19 protein-coding genes are annotated in these 25,848 nt (G+C 58.3%); 10 read left to right on the top strand and 9 right to left on the bottom strand.

Annotated elements, in window-relative coordinates; all coding sequences use genetic code 11:
- Positions 1-9: 9 nt before the first annotated feature.
- Together prmA and AMM33_RS02200 are read left to right on the top strand one after the other, a co-directional pair.
- A complete protein-coding gene (gene prmA / locus AMM33_RS02205; RefSeq protein ID WP_090138349.1) occupies positions 10-894 on the top strand; it encodes a 50S ribosomal protein L11 methyltransferase in 885 nt (294 codons plus the stop codon).
- A gap of 37 nt (positions 895-931) precedes the next feature.
- Positions 932-1,816: a zinc-ribbon and DUF3426 domain-containing protein gene (locus tag AMM33_RS02200; RefSeq protein ID WP_090138348.1), complete on the top strand. Its 885-nt coding sequence runs from the start codon at positions 932-934 to the stop codon at positions 1,814-1,816.
- 68 nt (positions 1,817-1,884) lie between these two features.
- Here AMM33_RS02200 and AMM33_RS02195 read toward each other — a convergent pair whose 3' ends face one another.
- The 6 genes from AMM33_RS02195 to AMM33_RS02170 form a co-directional block, all read right to left on the bottom strand.
- A complete protein-coding gene (locus AMM33_RS02195; RefSeq protein WP_090138744.1) occupies positions 1,885-2,397 on the bottom strand; it encodes a histone in 513 nt (170 codons plus the stop codon).
- 192 nt (positions 2,398-2,589) lie between these two features.
- Entirely contained in the window at positions 2,590-3,717 is a 1,128-nt protein-coding gene (locus tag AMM33_RS02190; RefSeq protein WP_090138346.1) for a ribonucleotide-diphosphate reductase subunit beta, read from the bottom strand.
- A gap of 141 nt (positions 3,718-3,858) precedes the next feature.
- Positions 3,859-6,720 (bottom strand): ribonucleoside-diphosphate reductase subunit alpha, encoded by a 2,862-nt coding sequence (locus tag AMM33_RS02185; protein WP_228767926.1) that lies wholly within the window; start codon positions 6,718-6,720, stop codon positions 3,859-3,861.
- A gap of 452 nt (positions 6,721-7,172) precedes the next feature.
- Positions 7,173-7,760 (bottom strand): 1,6-anhydro-N-acetylmuramyl-L-alanine amidase AmpD, encoded by a 588-nt coding sequence (gene ampD / locus AMM33_RS02180; RefSeq protein ID WP_090138342.1) that lies wholly within the window; start codon positions 7,758-7,760, stop codon positions 7,173-7,175.
- Positions 7,761-7,771: 11 nt separating this feature from the next.
- Positions 7,772-8,005 (bottom strand): PP0621 family protein, encoded by a 234-nt coding sequence (locus AMM33_RS02175; RefSeq protein ID WP_090138340.1) that lies wholly within the window; start codon positions 8,003-8,005, stop codon positions 7,772-7,774.
- Entirely contained in the window at positions 8,002-8,805 is an 804-nt protein-coding gene (locus AMM33_RS02170) for a cytochrome C assembly family protein (protein ID WP_090138339.1), read from the bottom strand. The genes AMM33_RS02175 and AMM33_RS02170 overlap by 4 nt, the downstream gene beginning before the upstream one ends.
- A 78-nt stretch (positions 8,806-8,883) precedes the next feature.
- Here AMM33_RS02170 and ffh point away from each other — a divergent pair, with 78 nt between their 5' ends.
- Complete coding sequence (gene ffh, locus AMM33_RS02165; RefSeq protein WP_090138337.1) at positions 8,884-10,269, top strand: signal recognition particle protein; 1,386 nt, start codon at positions 8,884-8,886, stop codon at positions 10,267-10,269.
- Between the two features lie 19 nt (positions 10,270-10,288).
- Positions 10,289-10,681: a gamma-glutamylcyclotransferase family protein gene (locus AMM33_RS02160; protein ID WP_090138335.1), complete on the top strand. Its 393-nt coding sequence runs from the start codon at positions 10,289-10,291 to the stop codon at positions 10,679-10,681.
- 111 nt (positions 10,682-10,792) lie between these two features.
- On the opposite strand, the gene miaB is transcribed toward AMM33_RS02160, so the two are convergent.
- Positions 10,793-12,130 carry a tRNA (N6-isopentenyl adenosine(37)-C2)-methylthiotransferase MiaB gene (gene miaB, locus AMM33_RS02155; RefSeq protein WP_090138333.1) on the bottom strand — a complete coding sequence of 446 codons (1,338 nt, stop codon included), beginning with the start codon at positions 12,128-12,130 and terminating at the stop codon, positions 10,793-10,795.
- A gap of 286 nt (positions 12,131-12,416) precedes the next feature.
- Between miaB and AMM33_RS02150 the strand changes: the two genes are divergently transcribed.
- The 4 genes from AMM33_RS02150 (at position 12,417) to AMM33_RS02135 (ending at position 20,478) form a co-directional block, all read left to right on the top strand.
- Complete coding sequence (locus AMM33_RS02150; protein WP_090138331.1) at positions 12,417-13,967, top strand: type I restriction-modification system subunit M; 1,551 nt, start codon at positions 12,417-12,419, stop codon at positions 13,965-13,967.
- 32 nt (positions 13,968-13,999) lie between these two features.
- Positions 14,000-15,136 (top strand): restriction endonuclease subunit S, encoded by a 1,137-nt coding sequence (locus AMM33_RS02145; RefSeq protein ID WP_090138329.1) that lies wholly within the window; start codon positions 14,000-14,002, stop codon positions 15,134-15,136.
- Positions 15,137-15,263: 127 nt separating this feature from the next.
- Positions 15,264-16,910 (top strand): ATP-binding protein, encoded by a 1,647-nt coding sequence (locus tag AMM33_RS02140; RefSeq protein ID WP_090138327.1) that lies wholly within the window; start codon positions 15,264-15,266, stop codon positions 16,908-16,910.
- Positions 16,911-17,061: 151 nt separating this feature from the next.
- On the top strand, positions 17,062-20,478 hold the full coding sequence (locus AMM33_RS02135) for a DEAD/DEAH box helicase family protein (RefSeq protein WP_090138325.1): 3,417 nt from the start codon (positions 17,062-17,064) through the stop codon (positions 20,476-20,478).
- 208 nt (positions 20,479-20,686) lie between these two features.
- Here AMM33_RS02135 and AMM33_RS02130 read toward each other — a convergent pair whose 3' ends face one another.
- Positions 20,687-21,226 carry a DUF2889 domain-containing protein gene (locus AMM33_RS02130; protein ID WP_090138323.1) on the bottom strand — a complete coding sequence of 180 codons (540 nt, stop codon included), beginning with the start codon at positions 21,224-21,226 and terminating at the stop codon, positions 20,687-20,689.
- 108 nt (positions 21,227-21,334) lie between these two features.
- On the opposite strand from AMM33_RS02130, the gene AMM33_RS02125 reads away from it, so the two are divergent.
- On the top strand, positions 21,335-22,906 hold the full coding sequence (locus AMM33_RS02125; protein WP_228767898.1) for an acyl-CoA synthetase: 1,572 nt from the start codon (positions 21,335-21,337) through the stop codon (positions 22,904-22,906).
- Between the two features lie 314 nt (positions 22,907-23,220).
- Here the strand turns inward: AMM33_RS02125 and AMM33_RS02120 are convergent, their stop codons facing one another.
- On the bottom strand, positions 23,221-24,132 hold the full coding sequence (locus AMM33_RS02120) for a LysR substrate-binding domain-containing protein (RefSeq protein ID WP_090138322.1): 912 nt from the start codon (positions 24,130-24,132) through the stop codon (positions 23,221-23,223).
- A gap of 130 nt (positions 24,133-24,262) precedes the next feature.
- Between AMM33_RS02120 and AMM33_RS02115 the strand changes: the two genes are divergently transcribed.
- The gene (locus AMM33_RS02115) at positions 24,263-25,447 is read left to right on the top strand and encodes an acyl-CoA dehydrogenase (RefSeq protein ID WP_090138740.1); all 1,185 of its coding nucleotides are present in this window, start codon (positions 24,263-24,265) and stop codon (positions 25,445-25,447) included.
- Positions 25,448-25,848 lie beyond the last annotated feature (401 nt).

Below are 25,848 nucleotides of genomic sequence, written 5' to 3'. Positions count from 1 at the left end.
GGATGACGCATGTTTGAACTGAGCCTGTTGTGCCCGGAGGAGCGGGTAGATGTGTTGAGCGATGCCTTCGATGCATTGGATGCCTTGAGTGTGTCAGTCGAAGACGCTGATGCCCAGACCCCCGCAGAGCAGGCTTTGTTTGGCGAACCCGGCATGCCGCCCCCCAAGGATGGCTGGCAGCGCTCGCGCATGGTGGCCTTGTTTGCGCAGGAAACAGCGGCCAAAGAAGCAGCAGTGTTGCTGCAAGCACAGGACTTTTTTGAAGGCTGTCGCTTCTTGGGTATTCAAGTTGTGGCCGATCAGGACTGGGTGCGTTTGACGCAATCTCAGTTTGCCCCGGTCGAGGTGACTTCCGATTTTTGGATTGTTCCCAGTTGGCATGAACCCCCCGCCCAGGCCCGCAAGATCATCCGCCTGGATCCGGGTTTGGCCTTTGGCACAGGTACGCATCCGACCACCCGCATGTGCCTGCGTTGGATTGCGCGGCAAGGCTTGACCGGTCAGCGTGTGCTGGATTACGGATGTGGTTCGGGTATTTTGGCCATTGGCGCCGCCAAATATGGTGCCACCCAGATTGACGCTGTTGATATCGACGAAGCGGCGGTCACTTCTACCCGCTTGAATGCAGAGGCCAACCATGTTGAGTTGAGTGCCGGTATGTCTGAGCTGGCTCAAGGCCAATACCAAACCGTGCTGGCCAATATTCTGGCAACACCGCTGAAGGTGCTGGCCCCCTTGCTGTGCTCGCATGTCGCTTCGGGAGGATCATTGGTGCTGGCGGGTATTTTGGAGCGACAAGCCCAGGAACTCCAAGATGCCTATGCGCCTTGGCTGTCACTAAAAGTGTCTGATGCCGAAGATGGTTGGATTTTGATGACCGCACAATTGCCTTAAGCTTGAGCATGGCTGCGGACTCTGACTAAAATCGTGCATGAATTGGATCACCCGCTGCCCAGAGTGCGTCACGGTTTATCAGGTCGTGCCCGATCAACTCAAGCAAGCCAAAGGCTGGTTGAGGTGCGGCCACTGTTCACATGTTTTTGACAGCACTGGTCGGGTGCTGGCCTGGCAAGGGGTAGCCGGGAATTCGCCTGAGTTTCGTCAGTCCATAGATGTGAAGAGTTCGGTTGCATCTGCTCCGCAACTGCAGGATACATCGCCCCAAACACCCGTGTCTCTCAATGACTCGGTGAGCACAGCTTCAGCTACCGATCCTTCCCCCGATCATTTGTTCCCTGTCGAACCAGAAGCCGAAAAGGTTTCCTCAGGCGAATCTACAGACACCATTGGCAAGCCAGTGCCAATCTTCAGTCCTTTGGTGCTTGCTGAACCTCCAGCGCAATTGCCTACCTCCCCGGTACAGGCTCGTGGCCCATGGCGCGTGCTGTCTTTGGGACTGGTGCTGACTTTGACTTTGCAGTGGCTTTGGTTACAACGCGGTGTAGTGGTTTCTGTGTTTCCTCAGCTTGAAATGGCTTTTCAGTCGGTTTGTCAAGTGACGGGCTGTGAGTCTGCCGTGGTGCGCAATCCAGATGCGATGGTCATTGACAGCTCCAGCTTCGTGAAGCTAAAAGATGGTTTTGTCCTACATTGGACAGTGCGCAACAGCTCCCATCAAACCTTGGGGATGACCGCTTTGGAGTTGAGCTTGAAAGATGGTCAAGACAGCGATTTGGTGCGACGGGTGTTGCTGCCCAAGGACATGGAAGCACCCCCGACAATTGCCGCCGGTCAGACTTGGTCAGGCATGCTGATTTTGGGTGTCAGTGATAACTTGCCTGTGGTCGGTTACCGCGTGTTGAGTTTTTACCCCTGAAATGGTCTTAAAAAAACCCGGCACGATTGACCGTGTCGGGTTTTCAGTGCTGTTGCTTGACAGCTGAATCAGGGCTTGGCAGCCGATGGAAACGGCCAGGCAGCTTGAGGATTCAGAGTGGTTTGGGCAGCAGGGGCAGCGGGTGCTTTGGCGGCCTTCTTCGCAGCAGGCTTTTTCGCAGCTTTTTTCACCACGGCTTTTTTGGCGGCTGGCTTTTTGGCAGCAGCTTTTTTGGCGGTGGCTTTTTTGGCTGGAGCAGCGGCTTTTGCGGGAGCAGCTTTTTTCGCAGCTGGCTTTTTGGCCGCTACTTTTTTGGCTGCTGCTTGCTTGGCCGGTGCTGCTTTTTTGGCAGCTGGTTTCTTGGCTGCGGCTACTTTTTTAGCTGGAGCGGCTTTCTTTGCTGGAACAGCTTTTTTGGCTGCTGGCTTTTTAGCGACGGCAGCTTTTTTAGCTGGAGCAGCCTTTTTCGCCGGAGCAGCTTTCTTGGCTGCGGCTACTTTTTTAGCGGGTGCAGCTTTGGCCGGAGCGGCCTTCTTCGCGGGGGCAGCTTTTTTTGCTGCTGCTTTTTTTGCAGTTGCCATGATTTTCTCCTTGATCAAGTTGAGAACTCAACGGAAAGGTAACGCTTGGTGCTTGTTGGAATGCACAAAACGATCCATGGTGTTGAGGCATTCCTCAGCACCATGAACGCGGGAAAGCCACACTTCACAGCGCCTTGCGGCGCTGGGGAGTGTGGCTTGAAAAGGGGAGTCATTTGTGGGGTGTTCAGAAGTTCAATCCCAAGACAAGGCCCCACCAGATTGGTATTCGATGACCCGGGTCTCAAAGAAATTGCGTTCTTTTTTCAGGTCAATCATCTCGCTCATCCAGGGGAAGGGATTTTCTTCGTTCGGGAAAAGCGCTTCGAGGCCAATTTGCGTGGCGCGTCGGTTGGCAATGTAACGTAAATAGCCCTTGAACATCGAAGCGTTCATGCCCAGCACACCACGGGGCATGGTGTCTTCGGCATAGCGGTATTCCAGTTCAACGGCTTTGAGAAACAAGGCCTTGATTTCGGCTTTGAACTCAGCGGTCCACAGCTGGGGATTTTCCAGCTTCACGGTGTTGATCAAGTCGATGCCGAAGTTGCAGTGCATGGACTCATCGCGCAGGATGTACTGGTACTGCTCAGCGGCACCGGTCATCTTGTTCTGGCGGCCCAAAGCCAGAATCTGTGTGAAGCCCACATAGAAGAACAGACCTTCCATGAGGCAGGCAAACACGATCAGCGACTTGAGCAGGGTCTGGTCGTTTTCCAGCGTGCCGGTCTTGAAGTCGGGGTCCATGATCGCACTGATGAAGGGGATCAGGAACTCGTCCTTGTCGCGGATGGATTTGACTTCGTTGTAGGCGTTGAAGATTTCGCTCTCGTCAAGCCCCAGCGATTCCACAATGTATTGGTAGGCGTGTGTGTGGATGGCTTCTTCAAAAGCTTGACGCAGAAGGAACTGGCGGCATTCGGGGGCTGTGATGTGGCGGTAAGTGCCCAAGACAATGTTGTTCGCAGCCAAGGAGTCGGCCGTGACAAAGAAACCCAGATTGCGCTTGACGATGCGGCGCTCGTCTTCGGTCAGACCGTTGGGGTCTTTCCACAAGGCGATGTCACGGTTCATGTTCACTTCTTGCGGCATCCAGTGATTGGCGCAGGTCGCGAGGTATTTTTCCCAAGCCCATTTGTATTTGAAGGGCACCAACTGGTTGACGTCGGTTTGGCCGTTGATGATGCGCTTGTCTGCGGCATTCATGCGGCGAGGGCTTGCAGATGCAGATGCAGCAGTAGATGCTGAAAATGCATCAGCACCAGATGAAGCGGGCATTGCGGGTTGCAATGCGGGTTTGACTTGTTCGTCCCAGGACAGCATAAAAATTTCCAGTGTTCAAATTATGAAAGCATGCACACGAAATGCAAAGCAGTGATTGACGTTATGCCTGTGTACGGTTGAGAAGTGTTGTTCAATTGCATCGCACGGAGTCAGATCGACACAGTGCAATGCCTTGAACAATCACTGACAAGCTTCGCAACCAGGATCGTCGATGGCGCAGAACTTGATGTCGGTCGCAGGTGTGGCATTCATTTGCGCTTGCGCTGCAGTGGCTGCGGCTTCCAGTGCGCTCATGCCGGTTGAAGAAACAGCGTTGTGCGAGCCTGCTTGCACGGTGGATTTTTCCGCTTGTGTGGCGCTCGATGTGCGCAAGTAGTAAGTGGTTTTGAGGCCCCGCAACCAAGCCAGCTTGTAGGTGTCATCGAGCTTCTTGCCCGAAGCACCGGCCATGTAGATGTTGAGCGACTGCGCCTGATCAATCCATTTCTGGCGACGTGCAGCGGCTTCCACCAACCAGGTCGTTTCCACTTCGAATGCGGTGGCGTACAGCGATTTGATCTCTTGGGGTACGCGGTCGATGGGACGCAGTGAGCCGTCGAAGTGTTTGAGGTCCATGACCATCACATCGTCCCACAGGCCCAAGCGCTTCAAGTCACGCACCAGGTAGCTGTTGATGACGGTGAATTCACCCGACAGGTTGGACTTGACCGAGAGGTTGCCAAAGCAAGGCTCGATCGAGGCGTCCACGCCGATGATGTTGGAGATGGTGGCCGTGGGCGCAATGGCCACGCAGTTGGAGTTGCGCATGCCGTCGGCTGCAATTTTCTTGCGCAGGGCGTCCCAGTCCAGTGTGGCAGAGCGGTCCACTTCGACATAGCCACCGCGTTCACGGGCCAACAAGTCGAGCGTGTCCAGCGGCAAGATGCCTTGTTCCCACAAAGAGCCTTTGTAGCTGGAGTACTGACCGCGCTCCTTGGCCAGATCGGTGGACGCCCAGTAGGCAAAGTAGCAGATCGCTTCCATGGACTGGTCTGCAAATTCCACAGCTGCTTGCGAAGCGTAGGGAATGCGCATTTCATACAAGGCATCCTGAAACCCCATCAGGCCCAAGCCCACAGGGCGGTGACGCAGATTGGAGTCGCGGGCCTTTTTGACAGCGTAGTAGTTGATGTCGATCACGTTGTCGAGCATGCGCATCGCTGTCGAGATGGTTTGACGCAGTTTGTCTTGGTCAATGACTTTGCCGTTGGGGCCGTCTTTCAGGTGTTTGGACAGGTTGACCGAGCCCAGGTTGCACACAGCGGTTTCGGTGTCGCTGGTGTTGAGCGTGATCTCGGTGCACAGATTCGAGGAGTGCACCACCCCGGCGTGCTGCTGGGGCGAACGCACATTGCATGGGTCCTTGAAGGTGATCCAGGGGTGGCCGGTTTCAAACAGCATGGACAGCATCTTGCGCCACAGGTCGTTGGCAGACACCTTTTTGCTGGGCTTGAGTTCGCCGCGCTCGGCTTGTTGTTCGTAGGCGACGTAAGCTTTTTCAAAAGCGGCGCCGAATAGATCGTGCAGGTCGGGGCAGTCGGATGGCGAGAACAAGGTCCAGTCGCCTTTTTCCATCACGCGGCGCATGAAGAGGTCGGGAATCCAGTTGGCCGTGTTCATGTCGTGCGTGCGGCGGCGGTCGTCGCCGGTGTTCTTGCGCAGCTCCAGGAACTCTTCGATGTCCAGGTGCCAGGTTTCCAGGTAGGTGCAGACCGCGCCCTTGCGCTTGCCGCCCTGGTTGACTGCCACGGCAGTGTCGTTGACGACTTTCAGGAACGGCACCACACCTTGCGATTCACCGTTGGTGCCCTTGATGTGCGAGCCCATGGCGCGCACGCGGGTCCAGTCGTTGCCCAGGCCGCCCGCAAATTTGGACAGCAGGGCGTTTTCCTTGATCGACTCGTAGATGCCGTCCAGGTCGTCGGGTACGGTGGTCAGGTAGCAGCTCGACAGTTGTGAGCGCAAGGTGCCACTGTTGAACAGCGTGGGGGTGGACGACATGAAGTCGAATGAGGACAGGATTTCGTAGAACTCTATGGCGCGGGCTTCGCGATCAGTCTCATTGAGCGACAGGCCCATGGCCACGCGCATGAAGAAAGCCTGAGGCATTTCGATGCGGGTCTTGCGCACATGCAGGAAATAGCGGTCGTACAGGGTTTGCAGGCCCAGGTAGTCGAATTGCATGTCACGCTCGGGCTTGAGCGCTGCGGCCAGGCGCTTCAAGTCAAACTGCAAGAGCTTTTCGTCGAGCAGGTCGTTGTCCACGCCCTTCTTGATGAATTGGGGGAAGTAATCGATGTAGGCCTCAGGCATCTGGTCTTGCGTCACTTCCTTGCCCAAGATTTCCTTGGCAATGGTGTGCATCAGCAAGCGGGCGGTGACGTAGGTGTAGTCCGGGTCTTTTTCGATCAAGGTGCGGGCCGCCAGGATGGAGGCCTTGTACACCTCTTCCATGGGCACGCCGTCATACAGGTTGCGCAAGGTTTCGGCCACGATGGGCTCGGCGCTCACGTCCTTGCCCAGACCTGCGCAGGCATTGATCATGATGTCTTTGAGGTAGTCCTGGTTCAATGCGACGCGCTGGCCGCCATCGAGCACATGCAAGGTGGGTTCCTGGGGGGCTGCGGCCACTTGTTGCTGAGCACGGTCCTGGTTGCGGCGTTCACGGTAGAGCACATAAGCGCGGGCCACTTCGTGGTTGCTGCTGCGCATCAGGCCCAATTCGACCTGGTCTTGCACATCTTCAATGTGGAAGGTGCCACCGCCGGGTCGTGAGCGCATCAAGGCGCGCACCACATTTTTGGTCAGGTCTTCCACCACTTCGCGCACGCTGGCAGATGCGGCGCCTTGCGTGCCATGGACAGCCAAAAACGCCTTCATCAAGGCCACGGCGATTTTGTTGGGCTCAAATGGAACCACGGCGCCATTGCGGCGGATGATCTGGTAATGGGTCAACGCATGACCATTGGCTGCGCTGGCATTGTCGGATTCAGGCAGGTTCATCGCGCCAGAAGACGAGGAGGTAATGATCGTATTGGTGTGCATGGTCATGGGCTTCGGTAAGGGGTGTTTAGTCGCTGTTGATGGCGGTTGGATTGCTGCAAATGTTGTTTTTGTTAGTTTGGCCTAGACACTATATATGGTGTCTGCGGGCAATTCAAGCCACTACAGGTAGTGTACCGGGGCAATTGCGTGGCGTTCGCGATGGCGCCTAAAAAAATACAAATTGCCAAAGTCGGTGGCCGGTTTCAGACCGTGAAAATTAGACTGAGAAACCCATTCAACAGGTGCTTTTTGTGGGAAGCATCAAGCCTGCATTGGCTTTTGAGGGGTTTTTAGCGGCAAACCCATGAGGGACGGGAAGTCTTTTTGCTGGAAACGGGATACACGGTCTGGAAACAAGGGCAAAGCTGTGTGCGCTAGCGTCCACAAAATTATTTGCAGAGATACAACAGTCAAAGCCTGGGGAAACTTTGGGATGGGAAATTCAGTCCAGATTGCAAGCGCAACCAATCAAAGCCAGCCCCAGGGTCGAACTTGCGGCCTGGGGCAATATGCTCATGCCCCGCCACATGTGCGATCGGGTAGTGTTGTTGCAGCTCACGGCACAAGGCGTTCAGGCAGATGTATTGAGCGTCTTCAAACGCTTCACCTTCCAGGCCTTCTAGCTCGATGCCAATCGAGTCGTCGTTGCAGTTGCTGCGTCCCCGGTATTGCGATGCCCCTGCGTGCCAGGCCCGGTCATCACAACTGACAAATTGCCACAGCGTGCCATCGCGCCGGATATAAAAGTGCGCGGACACCTGCAGGCCCCGTATCTGTTCAAAGTAAGGATGCGCCGCCCAGTCCAGGCGGTTGGTGAACAAGTCCTGCACTTCATGACCACCGTAATGCCCGGGCGGCAAGCTGATCGAGTGAATGACCACCAGATCAATGCAGGCGCCTGCAGGTCGAGGGCCGTAGTTGGGTGAATCCAGCCTAAGGGCCTGTGGGTTCCAGCCTTGGAGCCAAGAGTTGTCTGGCGAGAGCGGCAGTTCCTGCATAGTGCAGCGCTTCAGACCGGGTTGCTGTCATGGGCTGCGCTGCGGTGCTCAGTGCTGCAATAGGCGCCATTTTGGCCAGACACGGCTTCTTCTGCGGGCAGATGAATGCCGCAGTGGGCGCAGGTGATCATTTCAGCAGGGCTAGAGGGGGTCTTGCTGTTTGGAGGGGGGACCTTGCCCGCACGACTGCGCTTGAATGCCCAAATGGCCACAAAAATCACCAGCAACCAAAACAGGTACTTCATCCAGCACGTCCCAACAAAATTTCAAGAACAAAACGCGAGCCCGCATAGGACAACAGCAGCAAGCCTGCCCCTATGTAAAGCACCCGCACAGCACGGCGACCCCGCCAGCCCCATAGATTGCGCCCGATCAGCAAGACCGCAAAGGTCAGCCACGACAGCAAGGCAAACACGGTTTTATGTTCCCAACGCCAATGCCCATTGCCTTGGCCGTAAAGGTTTTCTCCAAACAGAGCACCTGCGACCAGTGTGGCGCTCAACAGAGCGAAACCCGCACTGACAAAACGAAAGGTCAGCCGCTCCAGCGTGAGCAAGGGCAAACCACTGTCGGCTTCTTGGCCTTGGCGAATGTCATGTTCCGTGCGGGTCATCATCCAGGCGTGCACCACGGCAGCGGCAAACATGCCATAGGCCGACAAACCCAAGGCCCAGTGCAGCGGCAGCCAAGGCGACGCCACCGAGGACAGCAAGCTGCCCGGAAACACCCAGGCCAGCAGCACCGCAACGGCCCCAAGACCGCCCATGGCCCAGCGTGCCTTGAGTTGCGGAAAGATGTGGCGCTCAACCCCATAAGCCGTCACCACCAGCCAGGCGGTGACCGACAGGGCTGGCGCAAAACCGAAGCGCACAGGCCCGGCCAGCAATCCAAGCAAGGCCACGGCATGGGCGGCCCAAGCCAGCCAAATCAGGCGCCGAGCACTGCGATCACTCAAGCGGGCGCCGGCCAAGGCGGCCAAGGCATAGGCCAGCGCCGCCAGACCTGAGGCGGGCTGCATCCAGAATGGGGTACTGGCTAAAATCATGGGTCCGAGTTTAGCCTTTCAGGCGCAGCCGCAGGGGCTTCGCCATCACGCTGAACCGGTTATTTCTGGATTCCCCCCATGGCCTCCGCACTGACCGACAAACTCTCACGCCTCGTCAAGAACCTCAGCGGACAGGCCCGTATCACCGAATCCAACGTCACCGACATGCTGCGCGAAGTGCGCATGGCGCTGTTGGAGGCCGATGTGGCCTTGCCCGTGGTGCGCGACTTCATCGCCCGCGTCAAAGATAAGGCCCTGGGCCAGGAGGTGATCGGTTCCCTCAAGCCCGGGCAGGCCCTGGTGGGCATTGTCAACAAAGAGCTTGCCGCCACCATGGGCGAGGGCGTGTCCGACATCAACCTGGCCGTGCAGCCCCCCGCCGTGATCCTGATGGCCGGTTTGCAAGGTGCTGGTAAAACCACCACCACCGCCAAGCTGGCCAAACACCTGATCGAAAAGCGCAAGAAAAAAGTGCTGACCGTATCGGGCGACGTGTACCGCCCTGCAGCCATCGAGCAGCTCAAAACCGTCACCGCCCAAGCCGGGGCCGAATGGTTCCCCAGCTCGCCCGATCAAAAGCCCATCGACATCGCCCGCGCCGCCATCGACCACGCTCGCAAGCACCACTTTGATGTGTTGCTGGTGGACACCGCCGGTCGCCTGGCCATTGACGAAGTCCTGATGGCCGAAATCAAGGGGCTCCACGCGGAACTCAAACCTGTTGAAACCCTGTTCGTGGTCGACGCCATGCAGGGCCAGGATGCGGCCAACACCGCCCGAGCCTTTGGTGATGCCTTGCCCCTGACCGGCATCGTGCTGACCAAACTGGACGGCGACTCACGCGGTGGTGCGGCCCTGTCGGTGCGCCAGATCACGGGGGTGCCGATCAAGTTTGCCGGTACCAGCGAGAAAATTGACGGCCTGGAAGTGTTCGACGCTGAACGCCACGCTGGCCGTGTGCTGGGTATGGGCGACATCGTGGCCCTGGTCGAGCAGGTCACTGCCGGCGTGGACATCGAAGCCGCACAAAAGCTGGCCGCCAAGGTCAAGAGTGGTGGCAGTTTTGATTTGAACGACTTTTTGGCACAGATCCAGCAGATGAAACAAATGGGTGGTTTGTCCAGCCTGATGGACAAGCTGCCCAGCCAGCTGACCGCTAAAGCCGGTGCCATGGACATGGGTAAGGTTGAAAAAGACATTGCCCGCAAGCAAGGCATCATCCACAGCATGACGCCCAAAGAGCGCAGCAAACCCGAGCTGATCAAAGCCACCCGCAAGCGTCGTATTGCCGCTGGCGCGGGTGTTCAGGTGCAAGACGTCAACCGCATGCTCAAGGAGTTTGAGCAGATGCAGGACATGATGAAAAAAATGTCCGGCGGCGGCATGATGAAGATGATGAAACGCATGGGCGCCATGAAAGGCATGATGGGCGGCGGCGGGGGCTTCCCCGGCATGCCTCGTTGATCACACAGGCCATCCAAAGATGACTTACCTCTTTATTTACGGCACCCTGATGCCTGGTTTGCGCTTGGAAGCGGAAATGCACGGTGCCCGCTTCATGGGCCCTGCCCAAGTGCCCGGCCGCTTGTTCGACCTTGGGCGTTACCCCGGCTTGCTGCCAGGAGACGGCCTCGTCACGGGCGAAGTCTATGAAGTCGATGACGCACACCTGGCCCGTCTGGATGGGGTGGAAGGCGTGGTGCCCGGTGACCGCGCCGAATCACATTACTGGCGAGAGGTGGTGACGGTGGCCAGCGGCCCGCTGCAAGGCCTGAAGGTGCAGACCTATTTGTACAACCGGCCAGTCGATGGCTGCGCGCCCATCCCGCACGGCGACTACCGCCGCTACATCCGCGAAGTCGGGCGCGAGTCCTGATCGATTGATCGAAAAACAAATGGCCCCTGTCTTTGTAGGAGCCCACCCCGTGGGCGATGGGATGCGGACCCCCACATCACAACATTGCCCACAGGGTGGGCTCCTACAAATTTAATCGCGGATCACCAACTCGCCGCGCAGCGAATGCGACAGCCCCTGCGTGATGCGCACATCCGCCATCTGACCGATCAGGCGGTCCATGTTCGGGCCGCCGGGGAAGTTGACCACTCGGTTGCACTCGGTGCGGCCCGCCAGTTCGGTGGCGTCTTTGCGTGAAGGGCGCTCCACCAAGATGCGCTGCACTGTGCCCACGCGGCTCTCGCCAATGCGCTGCACGTTCTCTTCGATGGTCGCTTGCAGGTGGTGCAGGCGGCGCAGCTTCACTTCGTGCGGCGTGTCGTCGTGCAGGTTGGCCGCAGGCGTGCCGGGGCGGGGGCTGAAGATGAAGCTGAAACTCGTGTCAAAACCCACGTCGGTGATCAGCTTCATCATCTTGTTGAAGTCGTCCTCGGTCTCGCCGGGAAAGCCCACGATGAAATCGCTGCTGAGCGACATGTCGGGGCGGATCGCCCGCAGCTTGCGGATCGTGCTCTTGTATTCCATGGCGGTGTAGCCGCGCTTCATGGCCATCAAGATGCGGTCCGAGCCGTGCTGCACGGGCAGGTGCAAATGGCTCACCAGTTTGGGAATCTTTTCGTAAGCGTCGATCAGGCGCTGTGTGAACTCGTTGGGGTGGCTGGTCACGTAGCGGATGCGCTCGATGCCTGGCATGTCGGCCACGTACTCCAGCAACAAGGCAAAGTCGGCAATCTCTGAGGTGCCGCCCATCTTGCCCCGGTAAGCATTCACGTTCTGGCCCAACAGCGTGATCTCTTTGACGCCCTGCGCGGCCAAGCCTGCCACCTCGACCAATACATCGTCAAACGGGCGAGAGACTTCTTCGCCTCGGGTGTAGGGCACCACGCAATAGCTGCAATATTTGCTGCAACCTTCCATGATCGAGACAAAAGCGGTGGCGCCTTCCACCTTGGCAGGTGGCAGGTGGTCGAACTTTTCAATCTCGGGGAAGCTGATGTCCACCTGCGGGCGCTGCTTGCGCTCGCGCTCGGCCAGCATCTCGGGCAGGCGGTGCAGGGTCTGCGGGCCAAACACCACGTCCACATAAGGCGCACGTTTGATGATCTCGGCACCTTCCTGGCTGGCCACACAGCCGCCCACGCCAATCAGCACGCCCTTGGCTTTGAGGTGTTGCACCCGGCCCAGATCGCTGAACACTTTTTCTTGCGCCTTCTCGCGCACCGAGCAGGTGTTGAACAAAATCAGATCGGCCTCGTCCACGTCCTGCGTGGGCTCATAGCCCTGGGCCGCGCCCAGCACATCGGCCATCTTGTCCGAGTCGTACTCGTTCATCTGGCAGCCAAATGTTTTGATGAAGACCTTCTTGCTCATGCGGCCTCCACGGATTCAAGGGAGGTGATGAAGTCAAGGCAAAGCAAAGCACGCCCGCGAGGGGCCAAAGTGCAGCGGTTCATGGTGTAGATCCAGAGGCTGTTGAGGGAAGCGCTTGGGGCGCTGGGGAGGGGGGATTATCGCAGGGGGTCATGCATGGAGTTTTTTAAGTCGGACAAACCTTATTCCAGGCGTTAAAAGTCACTCTTTCTTGTTACGATCATTCTCCGCAGCCGCACTTCAAAGCGGCGTGCCGCACGAACCCACAAAACGACAAAGACCCGCAATGCTCACAGGCGAACTTCGCAGCCAAATCGATGCCATCTGGAACTCCTTTTGGACAGGCGGGATCTCCAACCCGCTGGAGGTGATGGAGCAAATCACTTACCTGCTGTTCATTCGCCGCTTGGACGACGCGCATACGCTCGAAGAGAGCAAGGCCTTCATGCTCAAGCGCCCCATGGCCAAGCGCATCTTTCCAGAGGGCCAAGACCTCAAAGGCCGCCGCTTTGACGATCTGCGCTGGTCACGCTTCAAAAACTTTGCGCCCGCCGACATGTACACCGTGGTGGGCGAGCATGTGTTTCCGTTTCTTCGCACTGGGCTGGTCACGGGCGGGGGCGACGGCTCCACCTACGCCAGCCACATGAAAGATGCCCGCTTCACCATCCCCACGCCTGCGCTGTTGGCCAAAGTGGTGGACATGCTCGACCATGTGCCCATGGACGACCGCGACACCAAGGGCGACTTGTATGAATACATGCTGGGCAAGATTGCCAGCGCGGGCCAAAACGGCCAGTTCCGCACGCCGCGCCACATCATCCAGCTCATGGTGGCCATGACCGCCCCCACGCCCAAAGACGTGATTTGCGATCCGGCCAGCGGCACCTGCGGATTTTTGGTGGCGGCGGGCGAACACCTGCGCGACAAGCACCCAGAACTGTTCAACGACGCCACAGCCCGTGCGCACTTTCACACCGGCATGTTCAACGGCTACGACTTTGACAACACCATGCTGCGCATTGGCAGCATGAACATGGCGCTGCACGGTGTGGAAAACCCCGACATCCGCTACAAAGACTCGCTGGCCCAAGACCACGCGGGCGACGAAGAGAAATACAGCCTCATCCTGGCCAACCCCCCCTTTGCGGGCAGCCTGGACTATGAGAACACCGCCAAAGACCTGCTGGCCATGGTCAAAACCAAAAAGACCGAGCTGCTGTTTTTGGCGCTGTTTTTGCGGCTGCTCAAACCCGGTGGCCGCGCCGCCGTGGTGGTGCCCGACGGCGTGCTGTTTGGCTCCAGCAAGGCGCACAAAGAGCTGCGCCGCATGGTGGTGGAAGACCAAAAACTCGACGCCGTCATCTCGCTGACCTCAGGCGTGTTCAAGCCCTATGCGGGCGTGTCGTGTGCCATTTTGCTGTTCACTAAAACCAACTCAGGCGGCACTGACCAAGTGTGGTTTTATGACATGCAGGCCGACGGCTGGAGCCTGGACGACAAGCGCCAGCCCTTGCTGGCCGAGGCGCTGCTGGGTGCAACCCCGGGCCAAGCGCTGAGTGAAGCTGAGCACGCCAAAAATAACCTGCCCGATGTGCTTGCCCGCTGGCAACAGCGCGAAGGCAGCGAGCACCAACGCCCACGTACCGCACAAAGCTTTTGTGTGCCCAAGGCCGACATTGCGGCGCAGGGTTATGACCTGTCGATCAACCGCTACAAGGAAGTGGTGCATGCGGCGGTAGAACACTTGCCACCGAAAGACATTCTGGCCAAGTTGGCAGAGTTGGAAGCGGAGATTCAGGCAGGGATGAAGGCGCTTGAGGGGATGTTGAAGTGACGCGATTTCGACGCATCCCGATAGAAGACTTGATGCACAACACTCGCGCTCAAGATGTGGTTGGTGGTGATGCAAAAGTTTGGAGCCTGAATCTGGATCAGATTGAGTCTGGAAGCGGGCGAATTCTTGAAAAGCGCATGGTCGCGTTGAAGGATTTGGGACCATCGACTTATCGTTTTGATGCTGGGACCTTGCTTTATTCAAAACTTCGTCCTTATTTGAACAAGGTTGTGGTTGCCGACGCGCCAGGCTACGCCACGACTGAGCTGGTGGCTTTGCGATGCGATTCTGCAAAAATGGTGCCCAACTTTTTGGCGCATTATTTGCGATCGCCAGAGTTTCTTGAATTTGCTAATACTGTCGTCGCTGGCGCGAAGATGCCACGCATGGTCATGAGCGCGTTTTGGCGATATGAAGTCCCTGCGCCATCTTTGGACGACCAGCACCACATTGCCACCATCCTCGACCAAGCCGACGCCCTCAAAGCCAAGCGCCGCGAAGCCTTGGCCCAACTCGATAAGCTCACGCAGTCCATCTTCATTGAGATGTTTGGTGAATACCAGCATGGTCGTATTCGTTGGCCGATTGAAGTGGTTGAGCAATTGACTTCTGATACTCAAATTGGACTGGTTCGAGGGGCAGAAGATTTTGGCCCCGATTTTGAAGTGCCTTATGTGCGCATGAATGCCGTGGGTCGGTGTGGTGAGTTTTTTCCAGAGTTGGTACAGCGTACAAATGCGACACCCGAGGAGTTGACAAGTTACTCGCTCAAAGCAGGCGATTTACTGTTCAACACGCGGAACTCAAAAGAGTTGGTCGGGAAAACAGCTTTGTTCCGCGAACAAGGCGTATACGTTTACAACAACAATTTGATGCGAATTCGATTCAAGCCAAGTATTGAACCGGAATACATTGCCGCAGCTTTCTTGACGCCCTTTATCCAGCAAGAGCTTGAAACGAGGAAATCGGGAACCACAAGCGTGTTTGCCATATATGGCCGCGAGTTGAAAACATTACCCATACCCGTGCCGCCATTGCCCTTACAAAAAACCTTCACCTCTCGAATCCAAGCCGTCGAATCCCTCAAAACTCAGCACCGTGCCGCTTTGACCGAGTTGGACGCCTTGTTTGCCTCGCTCCAGTACCGGGCGTTTCAAGGAGAACTTTGATGGGGTTGATCTCAGTGTTTTTTCTTGTTAAAAAATTCAATGAATTCAAGTGCTTAGAGGATGTCTCCCTCATTCATGAGGGTAACAAACGGCGCATTCGCATTCACTGGGATACCGAGAGCCAAGCATGAACACCACTCGCGCACAGCTCGATCAATGGCTGGCCGAGCCTGAAGGCTTGCGCTTGGAGTTCAAAGAAGCCAAGCAGCGCTACGACTTTGAAAAACTGTTGAAGTACTGTGTAGCCCTGGCCAACGAAGGGGGTGGCACCATTGTGTTGGGCGTGACCGACCAGCGGCCGCGCCGCATTGTGGGCACCCAGGCGTTTGAAGACCCGGGCCGTACTGAAGCGGGGCTGCATCAACGTTTGGGACACCGCATTCCTGTCGAGGAGCTGCGGCTGCCCGAAGGGCGCGTTTTGGTGGTGCATGTGCCCACGCGTTTGCCGGGAACAGCCTGGAATTTGGATGGCCGATACTTCAAGCGGGCGGGCGACGACCTGGCCCATTTGGGCGACCACGAACTGCGCACTCTATTTGCCGAGGCAGGCCCCGATTTCTCTGCACAGCCTTGTCCGGGCGCGACGCTGGCTGATCTGGAGCCCGCTTCGCTGGCCCTGTTTCGGGAGCGGTGGGCGCGCAAAAGCGGCGACCCACGCAAGCGCGAGTTAAGCGACCAGCAAACCTTGCGCGATGCGGAGCTGTTGGTCGATGGCGATCAGGTGAGTTATGCCGCGCTGATTTTGTTTGGCACGCGGTCCGGCCTGACTCGTTATTTGGCCCAAGCGGAGCTGGTGTTTGAATACCGCGCAACGGAAGCGGCAGGGCCTGCTGCCGACCGCGAAGAATACAGAGCGGGCTTTTTCGCCTGGCAAGACGCGCTTTGGAAAAAGATCAACCTGCGCAATGACCGACAGAGCTTTCAGGACGATTTTTTTCGTATGGACTTGCCGACTTTCGACGAGGTGCCGGTGCGCGAAGCCATCTTGAACGCGGTGGCCCACCGGGATTACCGCTTGGGGGGCTCGGTTTTTGTGCGCCAGTTTTCCAGACGCCTGGAGGTGGTGAGTCCTGGTGGCCTGCCCCCAGGCATCACCCCCGAAAACATCATTGACCAACAAAATCCGCGCAACCGCCGACTTGCAGAAGCGTTGGCGCGTTGTGGCTTGATCGAACGATCCGGTCAAGGCTTGAACCTGATGACGGAAAGCGCCGTGCGACAGGGCAAGCCTTTGCCCAGTTTTGCAGGGACAGCGGCTCACGAGGTGCGATTGACCCTGGAAGGCGGCGTGAGAAACCCGGCGTTTGTGCGCTTCATGGAGCGGCTGGGCAACGATCGGCTGAGTGGCTTTTCTACGCTCGACTATTTGGCACTGGAGCGTTTGGAGCAAGGTCGGCCGCTCTCCCCAGACTTGCAGGACCGCCTGCCGAGATTGGCCGAGGTGGGCGCGGTGGAGGTGATCGGCCGAGGCAAAAATGCCAAGTACATATTGGCTGCAGCCCTGTATGCGTCGCTGGGCAGCAAAGGCGTTTACACGCGCAAACGGGGCCTGGACCATGACACCAACAAGGCGCTGCTGCTCAAACACTTGCGCGATCAGGGCGGCGAAGGGGCACCCTTAAGCGAGCTTCGGCAGGTGCTGCCTTCACTGACCGAGCGAGGGGTGCAGTTGCTGCTCGATGAGTTGAGAAGTGAGGGGCTGATCCGCGTGCACGGACAGCGTCGCTGGGCTCGCTGGCACTTGTCGGACAGCAGCGTCTTTAAACCCAGTTAAGCCCAAAATGGCTAAAGGCATGTGCAAAGAATTCGATCAATTTCTTTATAAATCAATGACTTATAAAGCCGTTCACGTCTTGAAAACGTCTTTAGCCGGCTAAACACCCACCGTACAACACCACCACAACAAACCCACAGTGAACCGCCTAATGAGCAACTTTGCCTTCCTTGAGTCTGAATGGCTGATGCTGTTTGAGTCCACCTGCAAGGCAGAGTCGCTTGCCAACAGCGATGCAAGGGCGTCATGCTTTTACGCCCGCCGCACCCTGGAGCTGGCGGTGGCTTGGATGTACACGCATGACAAATCGCTGCGCCTGCCGTACCAGGAAAATTTGAGCGCGTTCATCCACGAGCCCACCTTCAAGAGCACCGTGGGCGATGCCCTCTTCACCAAGGCCCGGCTGATCAAGGACCTGGGCAACATGGCGGTGCACAGCACCAAAAAGATGGCCACCAGCGACGCCTTGAACGCCACGCGTGAGCTGTTTCATTTTTGCTATTGGCTGGCCCGCACCTATGGCCGTAAAAACCGGCCATCGCCTGGCTTGACCTTTTCTGCAGACCTGTTGCCTGCTGCTGCGTCGGCTGGCTCTGCTCCACAGTCGGCAGAGCAGCTGCAAAAGCTCGAAGCCAGCCTGAAAGAGCGTGACGACAAGCTGGCCTCTGCCCACGCCCAGCACGCCGCCGAAAAGGCCACGCTGGAACAAGAACTGCAACAGTTGCGCGAGGCAGTCGCGGCAGCCAAGAAGGCCAACACCGCCGAGCCCGACACACACGACTACTCCGAGGCCGAAACGCGCAAGGCCTTCATTGATGTGTTGCTCAAGGAAGCCGGTTGGAACCTGGACCCGGCCGTGAGCCATGAGGTGGAAGTGGTGGGCATGCCCAACAACGAGGGCAAGGGCTTTGTGGACTATGTGCTGTGGGGCGACGACAGCAAACCGCTGGCGCTGATTGAGGCCAAGCGCACCACCCGCAACCCCACCGTGGGCCAGCAGCAGGCCAAGCTGTATGCCGATTGCCTGGAGGCGATGTATGGGCAACGTCCGGTGATTTTTTACACCAATGGCTATGAGCACTGGATATGGGACGACGCGAGTTACCCGCCCCGACCGGTGCAAGGTTTTTACAAAAAGCCCGAGCTGGAGCTGACGATTCAGCGCCGCAGCAGCCGCAGGTCGCTGGCCGACGCGGTCATCAACTCCGGCATCATTGAGCGCCATTACCAGACGCGTGCTGTGCGCCGGGTGGGGCAGACCTTTGAGGTGGAGCATCAGCGCAAAGCCTTGTTGGTCATGGCCACGGGTTCGGGCAAAACCCGCACGGTGATTGCCCTGGCCGATGTGTTGATGCGCTGCAACTGGGCCAAACGCATTTTGTTTTTGGCCGACAGGGTGGCGCTGGTGAACCAGGCGGTGAACGCCTTCAAAAAGCATTTGCCCGATGCTTCGCCCGTGAACTTGGTCACGGACAAAAACACCGAGGGCCGGGTGTATGTGTCCACCTATCCGACGATGATGGGTTTGATCGACGAGGTGTCCAACGCCCAGCGCCGCTTTGGTGTGGGGCATTTCGACCTGATCATCATCGACGAGGCACACCGCTCGGTTTATCAAAAATACGGGGCGATTTTCAAATACTTTGATGCGCTGCTGGTGGGCCTGACCGCCACGCCCAAAGACGAAATTGACCACAACACCTATGGCTTGTTCAATCTGGAAAACGGCGTGCCCACCGACGCCTATGGCTTGGACGAAGCCGTGGCCGATGGGCACCTGGTTCCGCCTGTGCCGATTTCTGTCCCGCTCAAGTTTTTGCGCGAAGGCATTCAATACGATGACTTGTCAGAGCAAGAGCAGGCCGAATGGGATGAAAAAGAATGGGACGAAGAGGGCAATATTCCGGACGAGGTCAATTCTGAAGCCCTGAATAAATGGCTTTTCAACGTGGACACCGTGGACAAGGTGCTGGCCACATTGATGGCGCATGGCCAAAAAGTGGCCGGTGGCGACCGGTTGGGCAAGACGATTGTGTTTGCCAAGAACAATGACCACGCCGACTTCATCGCCCAGCGCTTTGATGCCAATTACCCGCATTTCAAGGGGCACTTTGCCCGGGTGGTGACATATAAAACCGAATATGCGCAGAGCATCATCGACGACTTTTCCAATAAGGACAGGATGCCGCACATCGCAGTGTCGGTGGACATGCTCGACACCGGCATCGATGTGCCCGAGGCGGTGAACCTGGTGTTTTTCAAGGTGGTGCGGTCCAAGACCAAGTTTTGGCAGATGCTGGGGCGCGGCACCCGCTTGTGTCCCGATTTGTTTGGGCCGGGCGATGACAAAAAGAACTTTTACATCTTCGATTACTGCCAAAACCTGGAATTTTTCAGCCAGAACCCGGACTTCAAAGAGGGCGCGGGCTCTGAGCCATTGAGCACGCGTTTGTTCAAGGCGCGGCTGACCATGATTGGGGAGCTGGATGCCAAGCTGGCTGGCCACGACCAGGCAGGCGAAGCGCCACCGCCCTATGGTCAGCTCACTCTGATTGCGGTGCGTGCCGAAACCGCGGCCATGTTGCACCAGGTGGTGGCGGCCATGCGGGTGGATAACTTTGTGGTGCGCCCGCAGCGCTTGGTTGTGGAGCGCTTTGCCAACGCCGACGCGTGGGACAAGTTGAGCCCTGATGATGTGCACGACTTGAGCAGCAAGGTGGCGGGATTACCCACCGAGCTGACCGACGATGACGAGGAGGCCAAGCGCTTTGACATGCTGGTTGTGCGTTCGCAGTTGGCCATTTTGCAGGCCAAGCCGGAATTTGCCTCGTTGAAGGAAAAGATCCAGTCATTGGCCAGCGCCTTAGAAGAGCAGGTCGCCATTCCTCTGATCAAAACAGAGATTTTGCTGATCCAGTCAGTAGCCAGTGATGAGTGGTGGGAGGATGTGACGGTGCCGATGCTGGAAACCGTGCGTCGGCGTTTGCGTGCCTTGATCAAACTCATCCCGAAGGGCAAGAAGAAGGTGGTTTACACCGACTTTGAAGATGAGTTGGGTGAGATGACCCAGATTGATTTGCCGCAGGTGACGGCCGGGCTGAACATGGCCAAATTCAAAGACAAGGCTCGGCAGTTTTTGCGTGAGCATGAATCGCACCTGGCTTTGCAGCGCTTGCGCCGTAATCAAGCGTTGACGCCAACAGACCTGGACGAACTGGAGAAGATGCTCTTGGCGGCAGGTGGCTCAAAAGCCTTGATTGACGAAGCGAAAGCGCAGAGTCAAGGCTTGGGCATTTTCATCCGGTCACTGGTTGGCTTGGATCGCGAAGCCGCGATGCAAGCCTTCAGCGAACTGGTCAGCGGCACCACCGCCACGCCCAATCAGATCGAGTTCATCAACCTGATCGTGCAGGAGCTGACCCAAAACGGGGTGATGGATGGAGCCCGTCTGTTCGAGTCGCCATTCACGGACATGAATGCGCAGGGGCCTTTGGGCATATTCCCGCCCGCCAAGGTAACTCAGTTGGTTCAGGTTCTGGATGACATCAAGCACCGGGCAGCGGCTTGAGGTTTATCGAGACTCGTCTAGGGATTGACGGTTTTTAATATTCGCCAACAGTTGACGAGCCATCGCCAATTTGGCATCGAGTGTGGCCATCACAAGTTATGCTGGCACACCATTTCCAGACTGGATGGTGTCTTCAATCGCTGCAAAACTACGCGTTAAAAAGTCTGCATGGCATTTGGGGGGCAAGGGGTTCGGCAGCAACTTGTCTTCAAGATTCATTGGTCCCCTCAACCACTTTCGGCTTGAAAAACATCGGATACGCCCTTTGCACCGTCGGGCTGTCATAGGCCCAGCTGTGGCATTGGCCCAGGAAGTAGGGCGCTTGGGTCATTTCGGGGTGGGGCTGGCCTGCCAGTTCGCGGCGCTGCCATTGGCCGGCTGGCAGGGTCTGGTAAGCGGCAGTCGCCATGTTGAACAGCATTTCGCGCAGGTGGGTGCAGCCTTCGGTGCCGCCTACGTGCTGGTTGATGATCTTGCGCCAGCCCGGGCCCATGGTGCAGCCGATGAGCTTGTGCATGCCGTGTGGCGCGCCGGTGCATTCGGCGTGCGGGATGTCGTCCATGGAGGTGGCGATGTCCTGGATGACCATTTGGTTGTCGAGGGTGACGCGGATTTTCAGGTTGTGTATCGGCTCATTGGCCGGAAAGGGCCGTTCGTTGGAAACTTCAAAACCATAGGTCTTGACGTCGGTCAGTTGGGCTTCGATGTCCCACAGACCGTCCTCGCGGTCAAAGCCTTGGTACACCACGGTTCGCGTATGTGACAGTTTTCGGGGGGATGCTGGGGGTAGTGCCAATGGAATTCTCGCGGGTCTGGTGTTCAATCTTCCAATCATATCCATGCAGGAGTCAGAACCATGTCGCCCGTGATCCAGACCGCCATCCACCCCGCCGTTCGCCGCCAGACCATTGCCGATGCACTGCGCCGCACCGCGATCCGCTTGCCCACCAAGACCGGCATCGTGTGCGGAGCCACCACCTGGACGTATGCCGAGTTCGATGCGCTGGTCACGCGCCTGGCGGCAGGCCTGGCCCATATCGGCGTGGCCGAGGGCGACAAGGTGGCGGTGCTGGCCCGCAATTCGCACGGTTTTGCGGCGCTGCGCTTTGCGTTGGCCCGCCGGGGCGCGGTCATGGTGCCGATCAACTTCATGCTCAAGGCCGAAGAGGTGGCTTTCATTTTGCGCCACGCGGGTGCCAAAACTCTGGCCACCGACAGTGGCCTGGCCGAGTTGGCGCAGGCTGCTAGCAAATTGGATACGCAGGTGCAGCAGTTCATCTGGCTGCCGTCCGAAGACCCGAGCGAGCCCGTGGTGGGCATGCACAGTTTTGATGCGCTGGCTGCTTGCACGGATGCGCTGCCCGACGTGCAGCTGGGCAGTTACGGCGTGGTGCAGATCGTCTACACCAGCGGCACCGAGTCTTCTCCGAAGGGCGCGCAGCTCACGCACGATGCGGTGCTGTGGCAATACGTCAGCTGCGTGATCGATGCCGAAATTGCCGAGGCCGACGTGGCCCTGCACGCGCTGCCGCTGTACCACTGCGCCCAGCTCGATGTGTTCTTTGGCCCCGCCATTTACATGGGCAGCACCAACGTGATCACCTCCAAGCCCACGCCCGACAACCTGCTGCCGATGCTCGAAAAGTTCGGCATCACCAGCTTCTTTGCACCGCCCACGGTGTGGATTGCGCTGCTGCGCTCGCCGCTGATGGATGCGGGCAAACTTGCCCAACTGGCCAAGGGCTACTACGGCGCGTCCATCATGCCGGTCGAGGTGCTCAAAGAGTTGGCCTCGCGCCTGCCCCAAGTGCGGCTGTGGAACCTGTACGGCCAGACCGAAATCGCACCCTTGGCCACCATGCTCGGCCCAGATGACCAGCTGCGCAAACCGGGTTCGTGCGGCAAAGCCGTGCGCAACGTTGAGACCCGTGTGGTCAACGACGACATGCAGGACGTGGCGGTGGGCGAGGTGGGCGAGATCGTGCACCGCTCGCCGCATTTGATGCTGGGCTACTTTCACGACGACGAGCGCACCCAGGCCTCGTTTGAGGGCGACTGGTTCCACAGCGGTGATCTGGGCATCATCGACGACGAGGGTTACATCACCGTGGTGGACCGCAAGAAGGACATGATCAAGTCTGGCGGCGAAAACGTGGCCAGCCGTGAGGTGGAAGAAATGATCTACCGCCTGCCGCAAGTGAGCGAAGTGGCCGTGATTGGCTTGCCCGACCCCAAATGGGTGGAGGCGGTGACAGCCGTGGTGGTGGTCAAGGCCGGGCAGACCTTGAACGAGGCGGCGGTGATCGCGCACTGCGCCCAGCACATGGCCGGTTTCAAGACGCCCAAGCGCGTGGTCTTCACCGATGCACTGCCCAAAAACCCCAGCGGCAAGCTGCTCAAGCGCGATTTGCGCCAACGCTACGCATGAGCCTGTTGATTCGACTCGCTGAAGATTGCAGGGTGACTTCAATTTTGCAACTTGTGGGCGCTAGCCCTGCTGGCGATCAGGCGCTTGTGGACCACAGGTTTTTCGCTTGCAGGGCAAGCTCCCACTAAATCCTCCCAACTGGCAGCACACCGTTCAGACTTCATCGGGCGGAATCTATATTGATCCGACTCGCTGAAGCATGAATGGGTGCACCGTCACCCCGTTGATCGGACTCTGCGAGTACCGACCTAAACGGCCAGGTATTTGTAGGTCGGTGGTCGAAGACCCCGACGTTTGTGGGCCTTGCACGCTGCTCAGGGTGCTTCGCCCACCTCTTTTTGCAGCAACAGCCAGGCTTTGAAGTGCGCCAGCATGGGGCGGGGCTGGGCCACTTGCGGTTGCACCAGGTAATAGGCGCGCTGACCGCGCAAGGGGCGGTCGCAGGCCACCACGAGTTCGCCGCTGGCCAGCTCCGAAGGAATCAAGAGCGTGGGCATGAGCGCCACCCCCAAGCCGCAGCGGGCGGCGGCCACCTGCATTGAAAAAAGCTCATACCTGGGTCCGGCCATGGCCCGTGGTGCGTCCACGCCCTGCGCGTCAAACCACTGGCGCCAGGCTTCGGGGCGGGTCGATTGCTGCAACAGCGGCAAGTGCGCCAGTTCTTCGGGCCGCAGGGGTTGGGTCTGGCCCAGCAGTTCAGGGCTGCACACGGGCAGCACCTCTTCGTCAAACAGGCGGGTGGCCTCGGTGCCCGCCCATTGCGCCACCTGCGCGGGCGTGCCCGCGTACAGCGCTGCGTCCAGGCCCGAGTCGCTGAACATGAAGGGGCGGGTGCGCGTTTCGATGTGGACCGGGGTTTGCGGGTGGGCTGTGGCAAAACTGGGCAAGCGGGGAATCAGCCAACGCGAGGCAAAGGTGGGCACGGCCGCCAGCGTCAGGCTCTCGCCCTGGCCTTGCCTGCCCATCAGGTCCAGCGTGTCGCGTTCCAACGCGTCCAGCCGGGTGCTGATCTGGCGCACATAGTCTTGCCCGGCCGGGGTCAGCTGCATGCCGTGCTGCCCGCGTTTGAACAGGGGCACGCCCAGCATGTCTTCCAGTGTGGCCACCTGGCGCGAGACGGCGCCTTGCGTCAGGGCCAGCTCTTGCGCCGCCTTGGTGAAGCTGGCGTGCCGGGCGGCGGCTTCAAAGCAGATCAGGGCCTGGGTGGAGGGGAGTTTGCGGCGCATGACGGGTTGGCAGTCGGAAATGTCTTCTGATGATACAAAAAATCATATCTGGGTGAAAAACAATCGTTTGATAAATGGCGGCTTTCACTCTAGGATCGTGCCATCTTCTGTTTTTTTGAAAGACGCCATCATGAGTTCCAGTCACCGCTTTTCCTGGTCAGACCCTTTTCAGCTCGAGTCTCAACTGAGCGACGACGAGCGTCAGGTCAGCGAAGCTGCCCGCGCCTATTGCCAGGAACGCCTGCTGCCCCGTGTGACTGACGCCTTTTTGAACGAAACCACCGACCGCGCCATCTTCAACGAGATGGGTGAGCTGGGCCTCTTGGGCGCCACCATCCCCGAACAGTACGGCGGCGCGGGCCTCAATTACGTCTGCTACGGCCTGGTGGCCCGCGAAGTCGAGCGCGTTGACTCGGGCTACCGCTCGATGATGAGCGTGCAGTCGTCCCTGGTGATGGTGCCGATCAACGATTTCGGCACCGAAGCGCAAAAGCAAAAATATCTGCCCAAACTGGCCCGTGGCGAGTGGGTCGGCTGCTTTGGCCTGACCGAACCCAACCACGGCTCTGACCCTGGCAGCATGATCACCCGCGCCAAGAAAGTGCCCGGCGGCTACAGCCTGTCCGGCGCCAAGATGTGGATCACCAACAGCCCGATCGCCGACGTGTTCGTGGTCTGGGCCAAGGACGACGCAGGTGCCATTCGCGGCTTCATCCTCGAAAAAGGCTGGAAAGGCCTGTCGGCCCCGGCCGTGCACGGCAAGGTGGGCCTGCGTGCCTCCATCACCGGCGAAATCGTCATGGACGAAGTCTTCTGCCCCGAAGAAAACGCCTTCCCCGAAGTGCGCGGCTTGAAAGGCCCGTTCACCTGCCTCAACAGCGCACGCTATGGCATCGCCTGGGGCGCCTTGGGTGCCGCCGAAGACTGCTACACCCGCGCCCGCCAGTACGTGATGGACCGTCAGCAGTTCGGTCGCCCCTTGGCCGCCAACCAGCTGATCCAGAAAAAACTGGCCGACATGATGACCGAGATCAGCTTGGGCCTGCAAGGCTGCTTGCGTCTGGGCCGCATGAAGGACGAAGGCACGGCTTCAGTCGAAATCACCTCCATCCTCAAGCGCAACAGCTGCGGCAAGGCGCTCGACATCGCTCGCCTGGCCCGCGACATGATGGGCGGCAACGGCATCAGCGCCGAATACGGCGTGGCCCGCCACCTGGTGAACCTGGAAGTGGTCAACACCTACGAAGGCACGCACGACGTGCACGCCCTGATCCTGGGCCGCGCCATCACCGGGATTGCGGCGTTTTCCAACTGATCGCTGTCCTGCCAACCCATGTCGGGGTCTTAGACCTCCGACCTGCAACAACTTATTGATTCGGCCCGTTGAAGTCTGAGCCGTGTGTTGCCCGTTGCGAGGATTTTGTGGGAGCTTGCCAGCCAAGCGAAAAGCCTTTGGTCCACAAGCGTCTGATCGCCAGCAGGGCTGGCTCCCACAAGGTGCAAGGTTGAAGTCACCCTGCAAACTTCACAGGGCCGGATCAATATGAATACCCCTGTGTGTCATTGCGTGCGGAGCGCGGCAATGCAGTGCCCCCCCCCGTGCGTCATTGCGAGCGCAGCGTGGCCATCCAGTGTCTGCTCTGCCATCGATTCTGGATCGCCGCGTCGCAAGCTCCTCGCGATGACGGAATCATGGATTGCCGCGTTGCAAGTTTC

The organism is Limnohabitans sp. DM1 (genome assembly GCF_001269385.1).
Taxonomy (GTDB): Bacteria; Pseudomonadota; Gammaproteobacteria; order Burkholderiales; family Burkholderiaceae_C; genus Limnohabitans_A.
Note: the sequence above shows the minus strand (reverse complement) of the source record. Positions and strands in the feature narration are given on the sequence as shown.